General features: G+C 69.7%; 14 protein-coding genes. 5 read left to right on the forward strand and 9 right to left on the reverse strand.

Features of this window, described 5'->3' with window-relative positions; genetic code table 11:
• Positions 1-68 precede the first annotated feature (68 nt).
• The 3 genes from E9232_RS10055 to E9232_RS10065 are packed head-to-tail and all read right to left on the reverse strand — an operon-like array spanning position 69 to position 4,883.
• Positions 69-1,601, reverse strand: coding sequence for a SpoVR family protein (locus E9232_RS10055; RefSeq protein ID WP_309793795.1), 1,533 nt, complete (start codon positions 1,599-1,601; stop codon positions 69-71).
• Positions 1,601-2,914, reverse strand: a complete 1,314-nt coding sequence (locus E9232_RS10060) for a YeaH/YhbH family protein (RefSeq protein ID WP_441719954.1) — start codon at positions 2,912-2,914, stop codon at positions 1,601-1,603. Before E9232_RS10060 ends, E9232_RS10055 begins: the two co-directional genes overlap by 1 nt.
• A gap of 22 nt (positions 2,915-2,936) precedes the next feature.
• Positions 2,937-4,883 (reverse strand): PrkA family serine protein kinase, encoded by a 1,947-nt coding sequence (locus E9232_RS10065; protein WP_309793796.1) that lies wholly within the window; start codon positions 4,881-4,883, stop codon positions 2,937-2,939.
• A gap of 609 nt (positions 4,884-5,492) precedes the next feature.
• On the opposite strand from E9232_RS10065, the gene E9232_RS10070 reads away from it, so the two are divergent.
• The 3 genes from E9232_RS10070 to E9232_RS10080 all read left to right on the forward strand — a co-directional run bounded on the left by E9232_RS10070 (position 5,493) and on the right by E9232_RS10080 (position 7,497).
• Positions 5,493-6,380, forward strand: a complete 888-nt coding sequence (locus E9232_RS10070) for a LysR substrate-binding domain-containing protein (protein ID WP_309793797.1) — start codon at positions 5,493-5,495, stop codon at positions 6,378-6,380.
• A gap of 66 nt (positions 6,381-6,446) precedes the next feature.
• Positions 6,447-7,178: an AzlC family ABC transporter permease gene (locus E9232_RS10075; RefSeq protein ID WP_309793798.1), complete on the forward strand. Its 732-nt coding sequence runs from the start codon at positions 6,447-6,449 to the stop codon at positions 7,176-7,178.
• A complete protein-coding gene (locus E9232_RS10080) occupies positions 7,171-7,497 on the forward strand; it encodes a branched-chain amino acid transport AzlD family protein (RefSeq protein WP_309793799.1) in 327 nt (108 codons plus the stop codon). Before E9232_RS10075 ends, E9232_RS10080 begins: the two co-directional genes overlap by 8 nt.
• Positions 7,498-7,500: 3 nt before the next feature.
• On the opposite strand, the gene E9232_RS10085 is transcribed toward E9232_RS10080, so the two are convergent.
• Positions 7,501-9,171, reverse strand: coding sequence for a thiamine pyrophosphate-binding protein (locus E9232_RS10085; RefSeq protein ID WP_309793800.1), 1,671 nt, complete (start codon positions 9,169-9,171; stop codon positions 7,501-7,503).
• Positions 9,172-9,351: 180 nt separating this feature from the next.
• Here E9232_RS10085 and E9232_RS10090 point away from each other — a divergent pair, with 180 nt between their 5' ends.
• Together E9232_RS10090 and E9232_RS10095 are read left to right on the forward strand one after the other, a co-directional pair.
• Positions 9,352-10,359 carry a serine hydrolase domain-containing protein gene (locus E9232_RS10090; RefSeq protein ID WP_309793801.1) on the forward strand — a complete coding sequence of 336 codons (1,008 nt, stop codon included), beginning with the start codon at positions 9,352-9,354 and terminating at the stop codon, positions 10,357-10,359.
• Positions 10,360-10,527: 168 nt separating this feature from the next.
• The gene (locus tag E9232_RS10095) at positions 10,528-10,977 is read left to right on the forward strand and encodes a Dps family protein (RefSeq protein WP_309793802.1); all 450 of its coding nucleotides are present in this window, start codon (positions 10,528-10,530) and stop codon (positions 10,975-10,977) included.
• A 108-nt stretch (positions 10,978-11,085) separates the two neighbouring features.
• Here the strand turns inward: E9232_RS10095 and E9232_RS10100 are convergent, their stop codons facing one another.
• The 5 genes from E9232_RS10100 to E9232_RS10120 form a co-directional block, all read right to left on the reverse strand.
• A complete protein-coding gene (locus E9232_RS10100; protein ID WP_309793803.1) occupies positions 11,086-11,901 on the reverse strand; it encodes an ABC transporter permease in 816 nt (271 codons plus the stop codon).
• On the reverse strand, positions 11,901-13,133 hold the full coding sequence (locus tag E9232_RS10105; RefSeq protein ID WP_309793804.1) for an ABC transporter permease: 1,233 nt from the start codon (positions 13,131-13,133) through the stop codon (positions 11,901-11,903). Before E9232_RS10105 ends, E9232_RS10100 begins: the two co-directional genes overlap by 1 nt.
• A gap of 184 nt (positions 13,134-13,317) precedes the next feature.
• Positions 13,318-14,355: an ABC transporter substrate-binding protein gene (locus tag E9232_RS10110; RefSeq protein ID WP_309793805.1), complete on the reverse strand. Its 1,038-nt coding sequence runs from the start codon at positions 14,353-14,355 to the stop codon at positions 13,318-13,320.
• A gap of 47 nt (positions 14,356-14,402) precedes the next feature.
• Positions 14,403-15,158 carry an SDR family NAD(P)-dependent oxidoreductase gene (locus E9232_RS10115; protein WP_309793806.1) on the reverse strand — a complete coding sequence of 252 codons (756 nt, stop codon included), beginning with the start codon at positions 15,156-15,158 and terminating at the stop codon, positions 14,403-14,405.
• A gap of 138 nt (positions 15,159-15,296) precedes the next feature.
• Positions 15,297-17,267 carry a bifunctional DedA family/phosphatase PAP2 family protein gene (locus E9232_RS10120; protein WP_309793807.1) on the reverse strand — a complete coding sequence of 657 codons (1,971 nt, stop codon included), beginning with the start codon at positions 17,265-17,267 and terminating at the stop codon, positions 15,297-15,299.
• Positions 17,268-17,433: the final 166 nt, after the last annotated feature.

Consider the following 17,433-nt stretch of genomic DNA (forward strand, 5'->3'; position numbering starts at 1 on the left):
GTGGCCCCTGGATTGCCCGGTCAAGCCGGGCAATGACAGATGAGGGAGGGAGGGAAGGGTCTTCCACCTCAGAAGAACGTCGCCCGGGCGCTGGCGGCGTGTTCCTTCAGCACCGCGCCGGTGGCCGGGTCGATCTCCTTCAGCAGCACGTCGTAGCCCCACAGGTCGGAGAGGTGCTGCAGCACCTGGCGGGCGTCGTTCTCGGCCAGCAGGATGCCGTTCAGCACGCTGTGGTGCACGATCAGGCGGCGGTCGCCGGCCAGGTCGACATCGACCACCTGGATGTCGGGGTCCAGCCAGGCCACGTCGTACTGCCGGGACAGCGCCTTGCGGATCCGGCGATAGCCGTGCTCGTCATGGATGGCCTCGACCTTCAGCTCGGAGGCGCCGGCGTCGTCGTACAGGTGGAACATACGCCACTGCCGGATCAGCCGTGGGCTGAGGAACTGGGAGACGAAGCTCTCATCGCGGTAGTTCGCCCAGATGTCCTGCAGCACCGCGGTGGCGTCGCCCTTGCCGGCGATGTCGGGGAACCACTCGCGGTCCTCGTCGGTCGGGTCGACCACGATCCGCTCGATGTCCTGCATCATGCCCAGGCCGAGCGCATAGGGGTTGATGCCGTTGTAGTGAGGGTCGTTGAACTCCGGCTGGTACACCACGTTGGTGTGCGACTGCAGGAACTCCAGGAAAGCGCCGTCGTTCAGCGCGCCCTGCTGGTGCAGGGTGTTCATGATCTTGTAGTGCACCCAGCAGGCGCAGCCCTCGTTCATCACCTTGGTCTGCGACTGCGGATAGAAGTATTGGGCCACCAGCCGGACGATGCGCAGCAGCTCACGCTGCCAGGGCTGCAGCCGCGGCGCCGACTTCTCCAGGAAGTACAGCAAGTTCTCCTGCGGCAGCTCCAGCAGGGCCTTGCGGCGCTCGTCGCTCAGGCTGGCCTGTATCTTGGCCGGCGCCGTGGGCAAGGTCCGCCACAGGTCGTTGTAGCTGTGCTCCTGGTGCTCCAGCCGGTCCCGGGCCCGGCGCTCCTCGGTCTTCAGGTCCGGCCGGCGCGGCCGGGGATAGCGGTGCACGCCATGGCTCATCAGCGCATGGGCGGCGTCCAGCAGCTGCTCGACCTGCTGCTGGCCATAACGCTCTTCGCACTGGGCGATGTAGGTCTTGGCGAAGTCGAGATAGTCGAGGATGCCCTCGGCATCCGTCCACTGCTTGAACAGGTAGTTGGTCTTGAAGAAGGTGTTGTGGCCGAAGGCGGCATGGGCGATCACCAGCGTCTGCAGCGTCGCGGTGTTCTCCTCCATGATGTAGCTGATGCAGGGGCTGGAATTGATCACCAGCTCATAGGCCAGGCCGCGCAGCCCCTTGCGATACATCACCTCGTTCTGGGCGAACTGCTTGCCGAAGGACCAGTGCTTGTAGAACAGCGGCATGCCGATCGAGGAGTAGGCGTCGAGCATCTGCTCGGCGGTGATGACCTCGATCTGGTTGGGATAGGTGTCGAGCTTCAGCTCCTTCGCCACCCGCTCGACCCGATCGTAGATCCGCTGGATGGTGCCGAAATCCCAGTCGGTGCCGGGGTACAGCAGTGCCGTGTCGCTCATCATTCGGCTCCCGCGCTGACGTCGCGGCGCTGGAACAGCTCGCGGAACACCGGGTAGATGTCGCGGCGGTGCCAGACCTTGCGCATGGCAAAGGGCGCGTCCGCCTTGCGGACACGGTCATAGGTCTGCCACAGGTCGGTCTGCCGCGGCACGACGCCCGACGACATCGGGTCCTCGTCGCGGCCGACCTCGAGATAGGCGAAGTACTGGCACAGCGGCAGGATCGCGTCGCTCAGCAGCGTCGCCGATTTGGCGCTGTCGCTCGACAGGTTGTCGCCGTCCGAGGCCTGGGCGGCGTAGATGTTCCAATCCTCCGGCCGGTAGCGCTGGGCGACGATGGTCGCCATCTCTTCCAGCGCCGTCGACACCACGGTGCCGCCGCTTTCGGTCGAGTAGAAGAACGTCTCCTCGTCGACCTCCTCGGCCTGGTGGGTGTGGCGGATGAAGACGATCTCGACGTGCTTGTAGCGGCGCTTGAGGAACAGGTGCAGCAGGGCGAAGAAGCGCTTCGCCAGATCCTTCATGTGCTCGGTCATCGAGCCGGAGACGTCCATCAGGCAGAACATCACCGCCTGCGCCACCGGCCTCGGCACCGCCTCCAGCCGGCGATAGCGCAGGTCGACCGGGTCGATATAGGGGATGCGCCGGCTGCGCTGCAGCAGCAGGTCGAGATGCTCCTGCAGCTGCTCGATCTTGTCGGGGTCGGCCTCGGCTTCGGCCTCCAGGGCCGCGATCTCGGCCTCGACGTCGCGGATCTCGCCCGATTTGGGGCGGCGCAGCGCGATCCGGCGGGACATGGCGCGCTGCATGGTGCGGGTCACCGCCAGGCTGGACGGGCCGCCTGTGGTGGAATAGCCGGCGCGCCGCCAGCCCACGCTTTCGGCGGCGACCAGCTTGCGCTTGGCCAGGTCGGGCAGTTCGAGGTCGTCGAGGAACAGCTCGAGATACTCCTCCTGCGACAGCACGAAGCGGAACTCGTCCTGCCCGTCGCCGTCGGGGGCGCCCTCGCTGCCTGATCCGCCGCCGCCGCGCTTCGGCCGCGGGATGGTGTCGCCCTCGACGAACTCCTTGTTGCCGGGCAGCACGTGGTCCCGCGTGCCGCCGGCGTTGGAACGGTGCAACCGCGGCTCGTTCACCCCGGTGACCGGGATCACGACCTCGCCGCCCTGCTCCAGCTCCTTGATGCTGCGTTCCCGCGAACTGTCGCGGACCGCGCGCTGGACCAGGGCCTTGGCCCGGCGCAGGAAGCGCTGGCGGTTGACGAGGCTCTTTCCCCCCGGATTGAGCCGCCGGTCGATGATGTGCATGGGCATTGCGCGTTGCTTCCGACCTCCTTCAACCTGCCTGCTTGACCCTCATGTACCATTCGACCAGGCGGCGGACCTGCCGCTCGGTGTAGCCGCGGGACGCCATGCGCTCGACGAACTCCTCGTGCTTCTTCTCGGTGTCGCCGTCCTTCTTCGAGCCGAAGCTGATCACCGGCAGCAGCTCCTCGACCTGGCTGAACATCCGCCGCTCGATCACGTCGCGGATCTTCTCGTAGCTGGTCCAGGACGGGTTCTTGCCCTCGTTGCCGGCGCGGGAGCGCAGGGCGAACTTGACCACCTCGTTGCGGAAGTCCTTGGGGTTGGCGATGCCGGCCGGCTTCTCGATCTTGGTCAGCTCCTGGTTCAGCAGGTCGCGGTTGAACAGCTGGCCGGTGTCGGAGTCCTTGAAGTCCTGGTCCTCGATCCAGGCGTCGGCGTAGTCGACATAGCGGTCGAACAGGTTCTGGCCATAGTCGTGGTACGATTCCAGATAGGCCTTCTGGATCTCGTGGCCGATGAATTCGGCGTAGCGCGGCGCCAGCTCGGCCTTCAGGGCCTCGAGGTAGCGCTTCTCGGTCTCGGCCGGCAGCTGCTCGCGCCGCACCGCCTGCTCGATCACGTACATCAGGTGCACGGGGTCGGCCGCGACCTCGATGGTGTCGTGGTTGTAGGTGGCGGCCAGCGCCTTGAAGGCGAAGCGGGTCGAGATCCCGTCCATGCCCTCGTCGACCCCGGCGGCGTCCTTGTACTCCTGCAGGCTGCGCGCCCGCGGGTCGACCTCGCGCAGGCTCTCGCCGTCATACACCCGCATCTTGGAGAACAGGTTGGAGTTCTCGTGCTCATGCAGCCGCGACAGCACCGAGAACCGCGCCAGCATCTCCAGCGTGCCCGGCGCGCGGGGCGCGTCGGCCAGCTTCGACCCGCGGATCAGCTTGTCGTAGATCTTCTGCTCCTCGGTCGCCCGCAAGCAGTAGGGCACCTTGATCACGTAGATCCGGTCGATGAAGGCTTCGTTGTTCTTGTTGTTCTTGAAGCCCTGCCACTCCGATTCGTTGGAATGGGCCATGATGATGCCGGTGAAGGGCAGGGCGCCGATGTTCTCGGTGCCGACGTAGTTGCCCTCCTGCGTCGCCGTCAGCAGCGGGTGCAGCATCTTGATCGGCGCCTTGAACATCTCGACGAATTCGAGCATGCCCTGGTTGGCCCGGTTCAGGCCGCCGGAGTAGCTGTAGGCGTCGGGGTCGTGCTGGGCCAGCATCTCCAGGCTGCGGATATCGACCTTGCCGACCAGGGACGAGATGTCCTGGTTGTTCTCGTCGCCCGGCTCGGTCTTGGCGATGGCGATCTGGCGCAGCCGCGACGGCTGCAGCCGCACCACCTTGAATTTCGAGATGTCGCCGCCGAACTCGTCCAGCCGCTTCAGGCACCACGGGCTGACCAGCCCGGTCAGGCGCCGCCGCGGGATGCCGTAGCGCTCCTCGATCTCGGCGCCCATCAGCTCGGGGTTGAACAGGCCCAGCGGGCTCTCGAAGATCGGGCTGATGTCCTCGCCCGCCTTCAGCGCGTAGATCGGGTGGACCTCCATCAGCGCCTTCAGCCGCTCGGCCAGCGACGACTTGCCGCCGCCGACCGGGCCGAGGAGGTAGAGGATCTGCTTGCGCTCCTCCAGCCCCTGGGCGGCGTGCAGCAGGAAGCTGACGATCCGCTCGATCGTCTCCTCCATGCCGTAGAATTCCGAGAAGGCCGGATAGGTCCGGATGGTGCGGTTCATGAAGATCCGCCCCAGCCGCGCGTCGCGGGCCGTGTCCACGATCTCCGGCTCGCCGATGGCCGCGAGCAGCCTTTCGGCCGCGCTGGCGTACATCATCGGATCGCTGCGGCAGCCCTTGAGATAGTCCTCGAGCGTCATCTCCGCCGCGCGGCGGGCCTCGTAGGATTTCGTGTAGCTGGTGAAGAGATCGTCGGTCGATGCCATTGCCACCCGCCTAGGTTGGAGAACCAGGACTCACCGTGTGCAGCGTCTGGGCGTCTTTTTATGGCCGATCGTGCACCGGCATTTGCGGCGAGATTCGGGTGGTTGGCCGGGTGCAGCCTTGCCCGTAGACCCGATCGGGCCTGCGCAATCCGGAATTCGGCAAGGTTCAGTAGTCGACACTGCCCCTTCTCCACCGCTCGCTCTGGATATCAATATAGGACCGAAGCACGCGGATAATACTACTGGATTAAATATAATTTGGACCCGAAGCCTCGCCAATCGAGGTCTTGGCGCATCCTGCCTGAGGCCGATGCGCGCGCGTCACTCGTAACAGGGTATGCCCGCTTCGCCCTAAAGGCGATGCGGCTTTTGGACCGACTCGGGCCGGGCGGCACATATTTCCGCGCAAAATCGGGAAAATCGATCGATAGCCCAATTATCAGTGGCTTGATCGATCGACAGGATCCGCCGAAGGTTGTAGGCGGAGGTGCCCATGGCTCTCGCCCTCACGACCGGCTTCGGCCACCGATTCGTTCTCCCGCCCGGTCCGGTCCCCAGGCCTCCGGTCGCCGCCGGGGACTGCCCGGCTGCCGGCCCTGGGGTCGGGCCATGACCCTGGAGCAGCTTCGCATCTTCGTCGCGGTGGCCGAGCACATGCACGTCACCCGTGCGGCGCAGGCGCTGAACCTGACCCAATCCGCCGCCAGCGCCGCGATCCAGGCGCTGGAGGCGCGCCACGCCACCAAGCTGTTCCACAGGGTCGGCCGCGGCATCGCCCTGACCGATGCCGGCACCGCCTTCCTGCCGGAGGCGCGGGCGGTGCTGGCCCGGGCCGACCTGGCCGAGCGGGCGCTGAACGACCTGTCGGCGCTGCGCCGCGGCTCCCTGGCGCTGCACGCCAGCCAGACCATCGCCAACTACTGGCTGCCGCCGTTGATGCACCGCTTCCGGACGCAGCATCCCGGGGTGCTGCTCGACCTCACCATCGGCAACACCACCCAGGTGGCGGAGGCGGTGACCGAGGGCCGGGCCGATCTCGGCTTTGCCGAGGGCGACCTCGACCTCGACCTTGAGGGCTTCGAGCATTCCAGCGTGCCAGGCGACCGGCTGGTACTGGTGGTCGGCGCCGGCCATCCCTGGGCGCAGGAGCGGATGATCGCCCCGGCGCGCTTCGCCGAGAGCGCCTGGGTGCTGCGCGAACGCGGCTCGGGCACCCGCCAGGTGTTCGAGGCGGCGCTGGGGCGGCTCGGGGTCGATTCCGCGACGCTGCCGGTGGCGCTGGAGCTGGCCAGCAACGAGGCGGTGCGGGCGGCGATCGAGGCCGGGGCCGGGGCGGGGGTGCTGTCCAGCCTGGCCGTCGAATCGGGCTTGCGCTTCGGCACGCTGCTGCGGCTCGAGCCGCATTTCCCGGCCCGCCGCTTCCGCGTGCTGCGCCACCCCGAGCACTACCGCAGCAAGGCGGTCGAGGCGTTCCTGGACGTGGTGGGATCGGTGTAGGCCGCGCAAGCCGTCCATGCCGGATCGGCATGCCGGGGTGCCGGACCGGCGTCATACAAGCGGATCATGCCCGCCGCGACCCGCAGCTATGCCTCCACCAGCGCCGCCTTCCGCGGCGGCGCGCGCGACATCCTGGGCGCGCCGCTGCTGGTGCTCGGCGCCTCCTATGTCGGCTTCGGCTCGCTGGTCCGGGCCAGCGGCCTCGACCTGTCCGTCGGGCTGCTCTCGACCCTGACCGGTTGGGCGCTGCCCGGCCAGATGGTGCTGATCGAGGCCTATGCCGTCGGCAGTTCGCTCCTGGCCATGATCGCCGCGGTGGCGCTGGTCAATGTCCGGCTGCTGCCGATGGCGCTGGTGCTGCTGCCGGGCCTGCGGGTGCCGGGCCGGCCGCGCTGGTGGGACTATGCCAGCGCCCATCTCGTCGCCATCACCGGCTGGGTCCAGGGCATGCGGGTGTGCCCGACCCTGCCGCCGGACCAGCGGCTGCCCTATTTCGTCGGCTTCGCCGGCGTGCTGTGGCTGTCCTGCGTGGCCTGGACCGCGGTCGGCTACCACCTGGTCACGGCGGTGCCGGCCTCGGTCTCGCTCGGGCTGGTCTTCCTCAACCCGCTCTACTTCATCCTGGTGCTGACCGCCGATCTCCGCAACCGGGCGCGGCTCGGCGCCATGGTGCTGGGCGGGGCGCTCGGCCCGGTCCTGTACCGGGTCGATCCGGAATGGGGGCTGCTGGCCACCGGGCTGATCGCCGGCACCGCCGCCTTCCTGGCCGACCGGCTGTGGCGCCGCCGCCATGGTTGACGCCACGCCCTGGCTGATGCTGCTCGGCGCCGCGCTGGCCACCTATCTGTGGCGCGGCCTGGGGGTCTATCTCGCCGGCCGGGTGGGCGAGGGCGGGGCGCTGCTCGACTGGGTCGGCTGCGTCGCCTACGCCATCCTGGCCGGGCTGATCGCCCGCATGATCCTGCTGCCGGCCGGGCCGCTGGCGGCGACCTCGATGCTCGACCGGGCCGGCGCCACCGCGCTCGGCCTGGCCGTGTTCCTGCTGTTCCGCCGCAACGTCCTGCTCGGCGTCTCGGCCGGAGCCGGGGCGCTGATGCTGATGGCGGCGGGGGGCTGAGCCTCAGCCCTTCGCCTGCTGCGCCGCGGCGCGGATCTGGCTCATGCTCAGCCGCGGGGTGATCGCTTCGGGGTCCAGCTTGATCCAGATCAGGGCCGGCTTGCCGGCCGCGACCGCGCGTTCGAAGGCCGGCGCGAACTCCTCGGTCCGCAGCACGGTCTCGGCATGGGCGCCATAGGCCTCGGCCAGCTGGGCGAAGTTCGGGTTCTTCAGGTCGGTGCCGCTGATCCGGGCCGGGTATTCCCGCTCCTGGTGCATGCGGATGGTGCCGTACATGCCGTTGTCGATCACCAGGAACACCACGGCGGCGTCGTACTGCACCGCGGTCGCCAGCTCCTGCCCGTTCATCAGGAAGCAGCCGTCGCCGGCGGCGGCGATCACCACCCGCTCGGGGTGCTGCAGCTTGGCGGCGACGCCGGCCGGCACGCCGTAGCCCATCGACCCGTTGGTCGGCGCCAGCTGGGTGCGCCAGCCCCGGTAGCGGTAGAAGCGGTGGAACCAGGTGGCGTAGTTGCCGGCGCCGTTGCAGATCATGGCGTCACCGGGCAGCCGGCCGACCAGCCAGCGCACGATCTCCGACATCTGCACCGGGCCGGGCGACACCACCGGCTGCTGCCAGGCCTCGTAATCGGCGCGGGCGGCGCGCACCCAGTCGCGCCGGGCGGCCAGGTCGCCGGCCGGGGCCAGGCCGCGCAGGGCGGCGGCGACCGCGGCGCTGCCGGCGTTGATCGCCAGCTCGGGCTGGTAGACCTTGCCCAGCTCCTCCGCCCCGGCATGGATGTGGACCAGCCGCTGGGCCGGCACCGGCACGGACAGAAGGGTGTAGCCGCTGGTGGTCATCTCGCCGAGACGGGCGCCCAGCACGACCAGCAGGTCGGTGGTCTTCACCCGCTCCGCCAGCTTGGGGTTCGGACCGATGCCGACATCGCCGGCATAGTGGCCATGGTCGTTGTCGACATAGTCCTGGCAGCGGAAGGACACGGTCAGCGGCACCTCCCAGGCCTCGGCGAAGGCCTGGGTGTCGGCGCGGGCCTGGGCGCTCCAGCCACCGCCGCCGAGCATCAGCAGCGGCCGCTTGGCCTCGGCTAGCAGGCCGCGCAGCCGCGCCAGCGCGCCGGCGCCGATCCCGGTCTCGACCGGGGTGAAGGGGCGCACATCGGGGGCGTCGGTCGGCTCGACCAGCATGTCCTCGGGCAGCGCCAGCACCACCGGGCCCGGGCGGCCCGACGTGGCGGTGTGGAAGGCGTGGGACATGAGCTCCGGCACCCGGTCGGCGTCGTCGATCTGCGCCGCCCATTTGGTCATCGAGGCGAAGACCTTGCGGACATCGACCTCCTGGAAGGCCTCGCGCTCGAACATGTCGCGGCCGACCTGGCCCATGAACACGATGACCGGCGAGCTGTCCTGCTGCGCCACATGGATGCCGACCGAGGCGTTGGTGATGCCGGGGCCGCGGGTGACGAAGCAGATGCCGGGCTTGCCGGTGGCCTTGGCGTAGGCGTCGGCCATGTAGGCGGCGCCGCCTTCCTGGCGGCAGACCACGACCTTGATCTCCGGCACGTCGTGCAGCGCGTCGAGCACGGCCAGGTAGCTTTCCCCCGGCACGCAGAAGATGGTGTCGACGCCGTTCAGGCGCAGGGTGTCGACCAGGGCGCGGGCGGCGGTGCGGGACATGATGGCGACCGTTTCTTATGGGTGTTGCGCCGCCGGTCTAGCATGGGGCCGTGCGGCATCCAACCCGGCGCAGGGCTTCGCCCTGTCGCCCGGGGCGAGGCTCGGCGGACCGCCGCGGTCTTGCCGCCCCCGCCCGCAGCGTGCTCTAACGGCCCCTCCGCCCCGACGAGCCCCCGGTCCATGAGCCTCGAGACCCTCGCCGATCACGCCTTTGCGCCCGTGGCCCTGGCCCTGGAGGAGGGCCGGATTCCGGGTGCGGCCCTGGGCATCGCCACGGCCGACGGCCAGCGCGCGCTGCGCTGGGGCGGCGTTGCCACCACCCTGCCGAAGCCCGAGGCGCTGCAGCGCGACAACTGGTTCGACCTGGCCAGCCTGACCAAGGTCATCGTCACCGTGACCGAGATCCTGCGGCTGGTGGAGGAGGGGGTGGTCGACCTCGACGATCCCCTGTCGAAGCACCTGCCCGACGCGGCGCCGCTGCACGGCGCCATCCCGCTGCGCCGGCTGATCGACCATTCCAGCGGCCTGCCGGCGCAGGAGCGGATCTATCTCTGGCCCGGCCCGGCGGAGCAGCGCCGCACCGCGGTGATCCGCCGCCACTGGCCGGTGAAGGCCGAGCCGGTCTATTCCGACATCAACTACATGCTGCTGGGCTTCGTGGTCGAACGCTGGCGCGGCGTGGCCTTCAATCAGCTGCCGGTCGGCACCGGGCTCAGCTTCGCGCCGCCGCCGGCGCAGTCCGCCGCGACCGAGGTCTGCTCGGTCCGCAACCGGCTGCTGCGCGGCGAGGTGCATGACGAGAACGCCTGGTCGCTGGGCGGCGCCGCCGGCCATGCCGGGCTGTTCGGCACCGCGCGCGGCGTGCTGGACTTCGCGCTGGAGCTGCTGCGCGGCCGGCTGTTGAGCCCGGCGGCGATGGTCGAACTGTGCGCCCCGCAGGCCCCCGGCCGGGCGTTGGGCTGGGAGCGGCGGCATGCCGGCTGGAAGGGGGGGAGCCTGTGCTCGCCGCGCACCATCGGCCATCTCGGCTTCACCGGCACCGGACTGTGGATCGACCTCGACCGCGGCATCGCCTGGACCCTGCTGACCAACCGGGTGCATCCCAGCCGCGAGGTCGAGACCGGGATCCAGGACCTGCGTCTGGCGGTCGGCAACCGCATCGCGGCGCGCTGGCGCGACTGGGCCTGACCGATACCATTGCACGCTGGCGGCAACCCTGCTTTTTCCGATAAGGAGGGTTGATTGGCCCGATCCGGCGGATCGATTGGAACTCCGCCCGGCCGGGGCCATTCTATGATCCGTGACATCGGCCCGAGGGGCGGGCCGGAACGCTTCCGAAGAAGCAGGAGAAGGGTGATGAGCAAGGCCTCCAATACACCGGTCGTGGATGCGCTGAAGCAGGTGCTGGCGGATACCTATGCCCTCCAGATCAAGACCCAGAACTACCATTGGAACGTCGAGGGAGCGCATTTCCACTCGCTGCACCTGCTGTTCGAGGAGCAGTACAAGGCGCTGTTCGAGGCGGTGGACGAGGTGGCGGAGCGGATCCGCGCCCTGGGCGATTATGCGCCGGGCAGCTTCGAGGCCTTCTCCAAGCTGACCAAGGTGTCGCCGCCCAAGGACGGGATCGAGGGGATCGCGATGGTCAAGGACCTGGCCAAGAGCCACGAGCTGCTGTCCGACCAGGCCAAGGCGGCGCTGGCGGTGGGCGAGAAGGCCGGCGACGATTCGACCGTCGACCTGCTGACTCAGCGGATCACCTATCACGACAAGACCGCCTGGATGCTGCGCGCCACCGCGGCGTGACCGGGCGCCGGCTGCGGCCGGCGAAGCGAGCGGAGAGACCGAAGGCCCGGACGTCGTTCCGGGCCTTTGCTTTTGGCTGAGGTCCCCGGTGCGGGAAGGCCTTGCGCCCTATCGCCGCGCTCGCAACCTCTCGCTCCGTCGCCGCAGCGCCTCGATCGCGATCAGCATCAGGGTCGAGACCACGATCAGGATCGTCGCGGCGGCGGTGATGGTGGGGGTGATGCTTTCGCGGATGCCGTTGAACATCTCGCGCGGCAGGGTGCGCTGGCCCGGCCCGGCCAGCAGCAGCGCCACCACCACCTCGTCGAAGGAGGTGACGAAGGCGAACAGCGCGCCGGAGACCACGCCGGGCAGGATCAGCGGCAGGGTCACCCGGAAGAAGGTGGTGGTCGGCTTGGCGCCCAGGCTGGACGCCGCCCGCGGCAAGTTCAGGTCCAGGCTTTGCAGCGTCGCGCCGACGGTGATGACGACGAAGGGGCTGGCCAGGGCGGTGTGCGCCAGGATCAGCCCGGCATAGCTGTTGGTCAGCCCGACCGCGGCGAAGGCGAAGTACAGCCCGACCGCCACGATCACCACCGGCACGATCATCGGCGACAGCAAGAGGCCGGTCAGCAGGCCGCGGAAGCGCAGCGGCGCGTGGTTCAGCCCCAGCGCCGCCAGCGTGCCCAGCACCGTCGCCAGCGCCGTGGTCGCGCTGCCGATGACCAGGCTGTTGGCCAGTGCCCCCATCCAGCGGTCGGAGGTGAAGAACTCCTCGAACCAGCGCAGCGAGAACCCGTCCAACGGATAGGTCAGGAACGAGCCGCCGTTGAAGGCCAGCGGGATGATCGCCAGGATCGGCGCGATCAGGAACAACAGCCCGGCGCCGCCCACCAGCCACAGCAGGGCGCGCCACAGGCGCAGGCTTTCCAGCAACCTGCCCATCAGCCCAGCCTCATCCGGTCGGCGCCGACCAGCCGGGCATAGACCGCATAGAGGGCGAGGGTGGCGGCCAGCAGCAGCAGACCCAGCGCCGAGGCCATGCCCCAGTTGACCGTGCTGGTGGTGTAGAAGGCGATGAACCAGCTCATCATCTGGTCCGCCGGCCCGCCGACCAGCGCCGGGGTGATGTAGTAGCCGAGCGCCAGGATGAAGACGAGCAGGGCGCCGGCGCCGATCCCCGGCAGGGTCTGCGGCAGGTAGACCCGCAGGAAGGCGCCGACCGGCCGGGCGCCCAGCGAATAGGCGGCGCGCAGATGCGCCGGCGGGATCGAGCGCATGACGCTGTACAGCGGCAGGATCATGTAGGGCAGCAGCACATGGGTCATGGCGATCAATACGCCGACCCGGTTGTAGACCAGCTGCAGCGGTGCGCCCGCCAGCCCCAGCCCGGTCAGGATCTCGTTGACCACGCCGTTGGTCTGCAGCAGCACCACCCAGGCGGTGGTGCGCACCAGCAGCGATGTCCAGAACGGCAGCAGCACCAGGATCATCAGCAGGTTGGCGATGCGCGGCGGCTGCGTCGCCAGCAGATAGGCGACGGGGAAGCCGATCACCAGGCACAGCGCGGTGACGCTCAGGCTGATCAGGAAGGTGCGCAGGAACACGTCGCGGTAGATCGACTCCTCGGCCGGGGCCGAGACGACGGAGCCGGTGACGTCGCGGCGCAGATCGAGCGCGGCCAGCAGGTAGAAATCGGTGCGCGGCCCGGCGGCGCGGACGATCGAGGCCCAGGTCTCGGTCTCGCCCCAGGCGGGGTCGAGCGCGACGAAGGTGTCTCGCCAGGTCCCATTCGGCGCCCCCGGCAGCTTGCGTGCGGTGTTGGTGACGATCGTGCGGTAGCCGTTGTGGTCGTAGTTCAGGCGCCGGGCGGCGGTGGCGATGGTCTTGTCGGCCCGGGCCTGGATCATGTCGGCGGCCAGGGCGGCGAAGGCGTCCTCGCCGGGCAGGCCCTCGCCATGCCAGCTCGCCAGCGCCGCCACAGTGCGCGGCATCACCGGGGCCAGGTCCTGGTCGTCGACGGCGCGCCACAGCATGCCGGCGATCGGCACCACGAACACCAGCAGCAGGAAGACGACCAGCGGCGCGATCAGCAGCCAGGCCTGCACCCGCCGGCGCCGCCCGGCCCGGTGCAGCGACCGCCGGATGGTGGCGGAGTCCTGGGCGAGGGCGGTCATGATTGCGCCATCCTCCCCCTCCCCTTGCGGGAGGGGGGCAGGGGGAGGGGGCTGTCGATCGAAGGGAGCCGGCCGGGCCGGATCGTCTGTTCCTGCGGCGCGAACCCCCTCCCCCTACCCCCTCCCGCAAGGGGAGGGGGAGGATAGAAGGAGCGGCCGCCCCGAAGCTTCGGGGCCATCCTGCTTACTTCGCGGCCCAGGTGTTGAAGCGTTCGGTCAGGCTGTCGATGTTGTCGATCCAGAACTCGGCGTTCAGCGGAATCGCCTGGGACAGGTTGGCGGGGTTGGTCGGCAGGCCCGGCAGGTATTCCGCCGGGATCAGCGCCGTCGCCGCCTTGTTGGTCACGCCGTAGGTGATCTTGGTCGGCAGCTTGGCCTGGTTCTCCGGCTTGCCCATATAGGCCAGGAACTTGGTGGCCGCGTCGACATTGGGCGACCCCTTCAGGATCACCCAGCTGTCGATGGTGTACAGGCTGCCGTTCCAGACGATCTTGAAGTTCTTCTTGTCGGTGGCGTTGGCGGCGGCGATGCGGCCGTTATAGGCGGTGGTCATCGCCACCTCGCCCGCGGCCAGCATCTGGGCCGGCTGGGCGCCCGCGGTCCACCACACCAGGTTCGGCTTCAGCTCGTCCAGCTTGTGGAAGGCACGGTCCACGCCCGCGGGCGTCGCCAGCACCTTGTAGACATCGGCCGGGGCCACGCCGTCGGCCATCAGGGCGATTTCCAGATTGGTCTTCGGCCCCTGGCGCATCGCCCGCTTGCCCGGGAACTTCTTCACGTCCCAGAAATCGGCCCAGCTCTTCGGCCCGTCGGCGAATTTGTCGCCGTCATAGCCCAGGATGAAGTTGTAGACGATGGCGCCGACGCCGCAATCGCTGACCGCCGCCGGCAGATAGGCGTCACGGCCGCCGATCGCATCCCAGTTCAGGGGTTCGAACAGATTCTCCTCGCAGCCCAGCGCCAGCTCCTCGGATTCGACCTGGACCACGTCCCAGCTCGAATCGCCGCCCTCGACCTTGGCGCGCAGCACGCCGATGCCGCCATCCCAGCTTTCGTCATGCATGGGCGTGCCGGCGGCGCGCAGCGGGTCGAAATACAGCGCCTTCTGCGCGTCCTGATAGGCGCCGCCCCACGACACCACGGTCAGGTCGCGCGCCATGGCGGGCGCGGCAATCCCGGCCGCCAGCGCCACGATGGGCAGAAGACGGGTGAAACGGATCATATCTGGCACTCCCTGTTGTTCTTTTTAACGCGGCCGGGGAGGGAGGGTCAGACGTGCTGGCCCCCGTTGATGTGCACCTCGGCCCCGGTAATGTAGGATGAACCGCTGGTGCAGAGGAACATGATCGTGGCGGCGACCTCCTCCGGTTTGCCCAGCCGCTTCATCGGGATCTCGCTGTCGACCATCGCCTCGGTGCCCGGCGACAGGATCGAGGTGTCGATCTCGCCCGGCGCGATCGCGTTCACCCGCACGCCATGGGCGCCGAACTCATGCGCCATCTCGCGTGTCAGCGCCGCCAGCGCGGCTTTCGAGGTCGAATAGGCCGCCCCGGCGAAGGGGTGGACGCGGCCGCCGGCGATCGAGGTGACGTTGATGATCGACCCCTTCGCCGCCTTCAGCGGCTCGAACAGCCCGCGGGCCAGCAGCGCGGTGGCGAACAGGTTGACGTTGAAGACGTGCAACCAGGTCGCATAGTCGGTCGCCAGCACGCCCATGCGTTTGCCGCCGGCCAGCTTGGGCGAGATCCCGGCGTTGTTGACCAGGGCGTCCAGCTTGCCCAGCGGCAGCCGGGCCCGCAGCTCGTCCATGCCGCGCTCGAGATCGTTGACGTCGGACAGGTCGAGCTGGACGTGGTCCTCCTCGCCGGCATGCCAGGGGCATTCCTTGGAGAAGGCCTGGCGCGAGACGGTGATGACCCGCCAGCCGGCGGCGCTGAAGCGTTTCACCGTGGCATGGCCGATGCCGCGGCTGGCGCCGGTCAGGATCAGCGTCTTCGGCTCGTCCGTCTGGGCCGTGGTCGACATAACAACACCTGGTGTGACGGGGTCGATCTTGCGAACGGATCGCGTTTGTGATCATGGGGCGCGGCGCCGCATCCGTCCAGGGGCAGGAAGGTCTGGCGGCGTTGCGGGCCATGCTGCGGCGCGGTGCCGCAGCTCTGTCTAGGGCTGGGCCAGGACCAGCCCCGGCGCCGGTTCCGCGGCGTTCGGCAGGGCGCGCAGTTCCGGCAGGTCGGGCAGCGGGCCGTCATCCTGGTCCTCGACGGCGCTGAGCAGACCGAGCGGATGGCGGATGGTTTCGACCGCCGGCGCCCCCAGCAGGATCGCGCTCCCGCCCTCCAGCGCCACGCCGGAGGGCCACAGCCGCAGCACCTGGCGCGACAGGCCGCCGGCGGCGGGGCGGATCAGGGTCAGCGCCGGCAGGTGGCCGTCCTGCAGCACCGGCAGCACCGGCAGGGTGGCGGCATCCGCGCCGCCGTCCAGGAAGCCGGTCGCGGCCACCAGCCCCCAGCCGGTCGGTTCGCGCCAGCCGGACGGGGCGAGGGCTGCGGCCAGCGCCGCGGGCGGCCCGGCCCATTGCAGGCGGAACGGCTGCTCGACATCGCCGCCCAGGTCGGTGCGGGCCGGCGGCAGGCGGCGCCAGCCTTCGGCCCGCCAGTCGGGCGCGGCCATCGTCACCGTGGTGTCGCGGCGGGCGTACATGGCGGCGGCGTCCGGATAGTTGGTCGCGACATGCCAGCCGCCGACCGCGGCCAGGGCCAGCAGCAGCACGCCGGCGAAGGCGCGCGGCCGGATCTGCCGGGCGTCGGAGCGGCGGAACACCATGGCGAAGGCGATGGTCATGCCCAGGCCGAAGATCAGGCCGGCGGCGACATCGGATGGCCAATGCGCGGCGAGGTAGATGCGCGAGGCGCAGATCAGCCCGACCAGGGCGGCGGCCAGGGTCAGCGGCAGCGCCTGCCAGCGGCCGGGCAGGCCGCGCGCCACCAGCCAGCCCAGGATGCCGTACAGCACGGCGGAGAAGGCGGCATGGCCGCTGGGGAAGCTGAAGGCGTCGGCGCCGCTGTACAGCTCGGTCGGCCGCAGGATCTGCAGCCGGCCCTTCACCAGCGGCACGAAGCCGGCGGTGACGGCGACGGCGATGGCGACCCCGCCGGCCCGGTGCCAGGCGCGGCGCAGCAGCAGCCAGGCGATGGCGATCACCACCAGCGCCGTGATGGTGGTGCCGTCGCCCAGCATGGTGACCGCGGTCAGCACCGCGTCGCTCCAGGGCGTGCGCAGGCCCTGGATGAAGCCGCTGATCGCGGCGTCGGCCCGGGCCAGCTCGCCATGGGCCGCGACCAGCCGCAGCAGGTTGACGAAGCCGGCGACCAGGATCAGCACCAGGGCGCCGAGCAGCGCCATGACCCGCAGGTCCGGCGCCTCGGGGTCGAGCAGCCGGGCCAGCAGCTGGGCCGGCCGGCCGCCGCGGGCCACGGCCCAGCGATGCGCCGCCTGCTGCGCGCCATCCAGCAGCGGCGCCAGCCGGCGCCAGGTCCAGCGGGTGGCGGCGATCAGGATCCACAGCGCCAAGGCGAGGACCACCACGATCGCGACCAGCCGGCCGCTGACCGCACCGAGGGTGCCGAGCGAGGCGCCGAGTAGGGCGCCGCCCAGGATGTGGGCCGGCGCCCAGACGAGGGCGGAGGCGATGTTGACGGCGTAGAACAGGCCGGGCCGCAGCCCCAGGGCGCCGGCCACCATCGGCACCATCGGCCGCAGCATCGGCAGGAAGCGGCCCAGCGCGATGCTCTTGCCGCCATGGCGCCGGAAGAAGGCCTCGCCGCGGGCGATCAGCGCCGGCGTGCGGCTGACCGGCCAGGTGCCCAGGATGGTGGCGCTGTAGCGCCGCCCCAGCTCATAGGACACGCCGTCGCCGATGATGGCGCCGGCGGTGGCCCATAGCAGGATCGGCCACAGCGGCAGGTGCCCCAGCCCGACCACGGCGCCGACCGCGATCAGGATCGGTGACCCCGGGATGAACAGCCCGATCACCGCCACCGATTCGGTCAGGGCGATCAGGAAGATCAGCAGGCCCGCCCATTGCGGGTGCTGGCCGATGAAATCCATCACGGCCTGGGTGATGCCGCTCACGCGCCCGCCCCGCGCCGTTGTGGTCCGCTCGCCGTCATCGTTGCTCCGTCACCTCGACCCGGGCCATATCGCGGCTTCCGCCGGTTTGCGCAACCCCCCGACGCCGGCCCCGACGCCGGTTGCGGCCCGGCGCCTCGTCTGCCACAGGGGAACCGTGATGGGATGG

Origin of the sequence: Inquilinus ginsengisoli, from assembly GCF_031453975.1 — a bacterium.
Taxonomy (GTDB): domain Bacteria; phylum Pseudomonadota; class Alphaproteobacteria; order DSM-16000; family Inquilinaceae; genus Inquilinus; species Inquilinus ginsengisoli_A.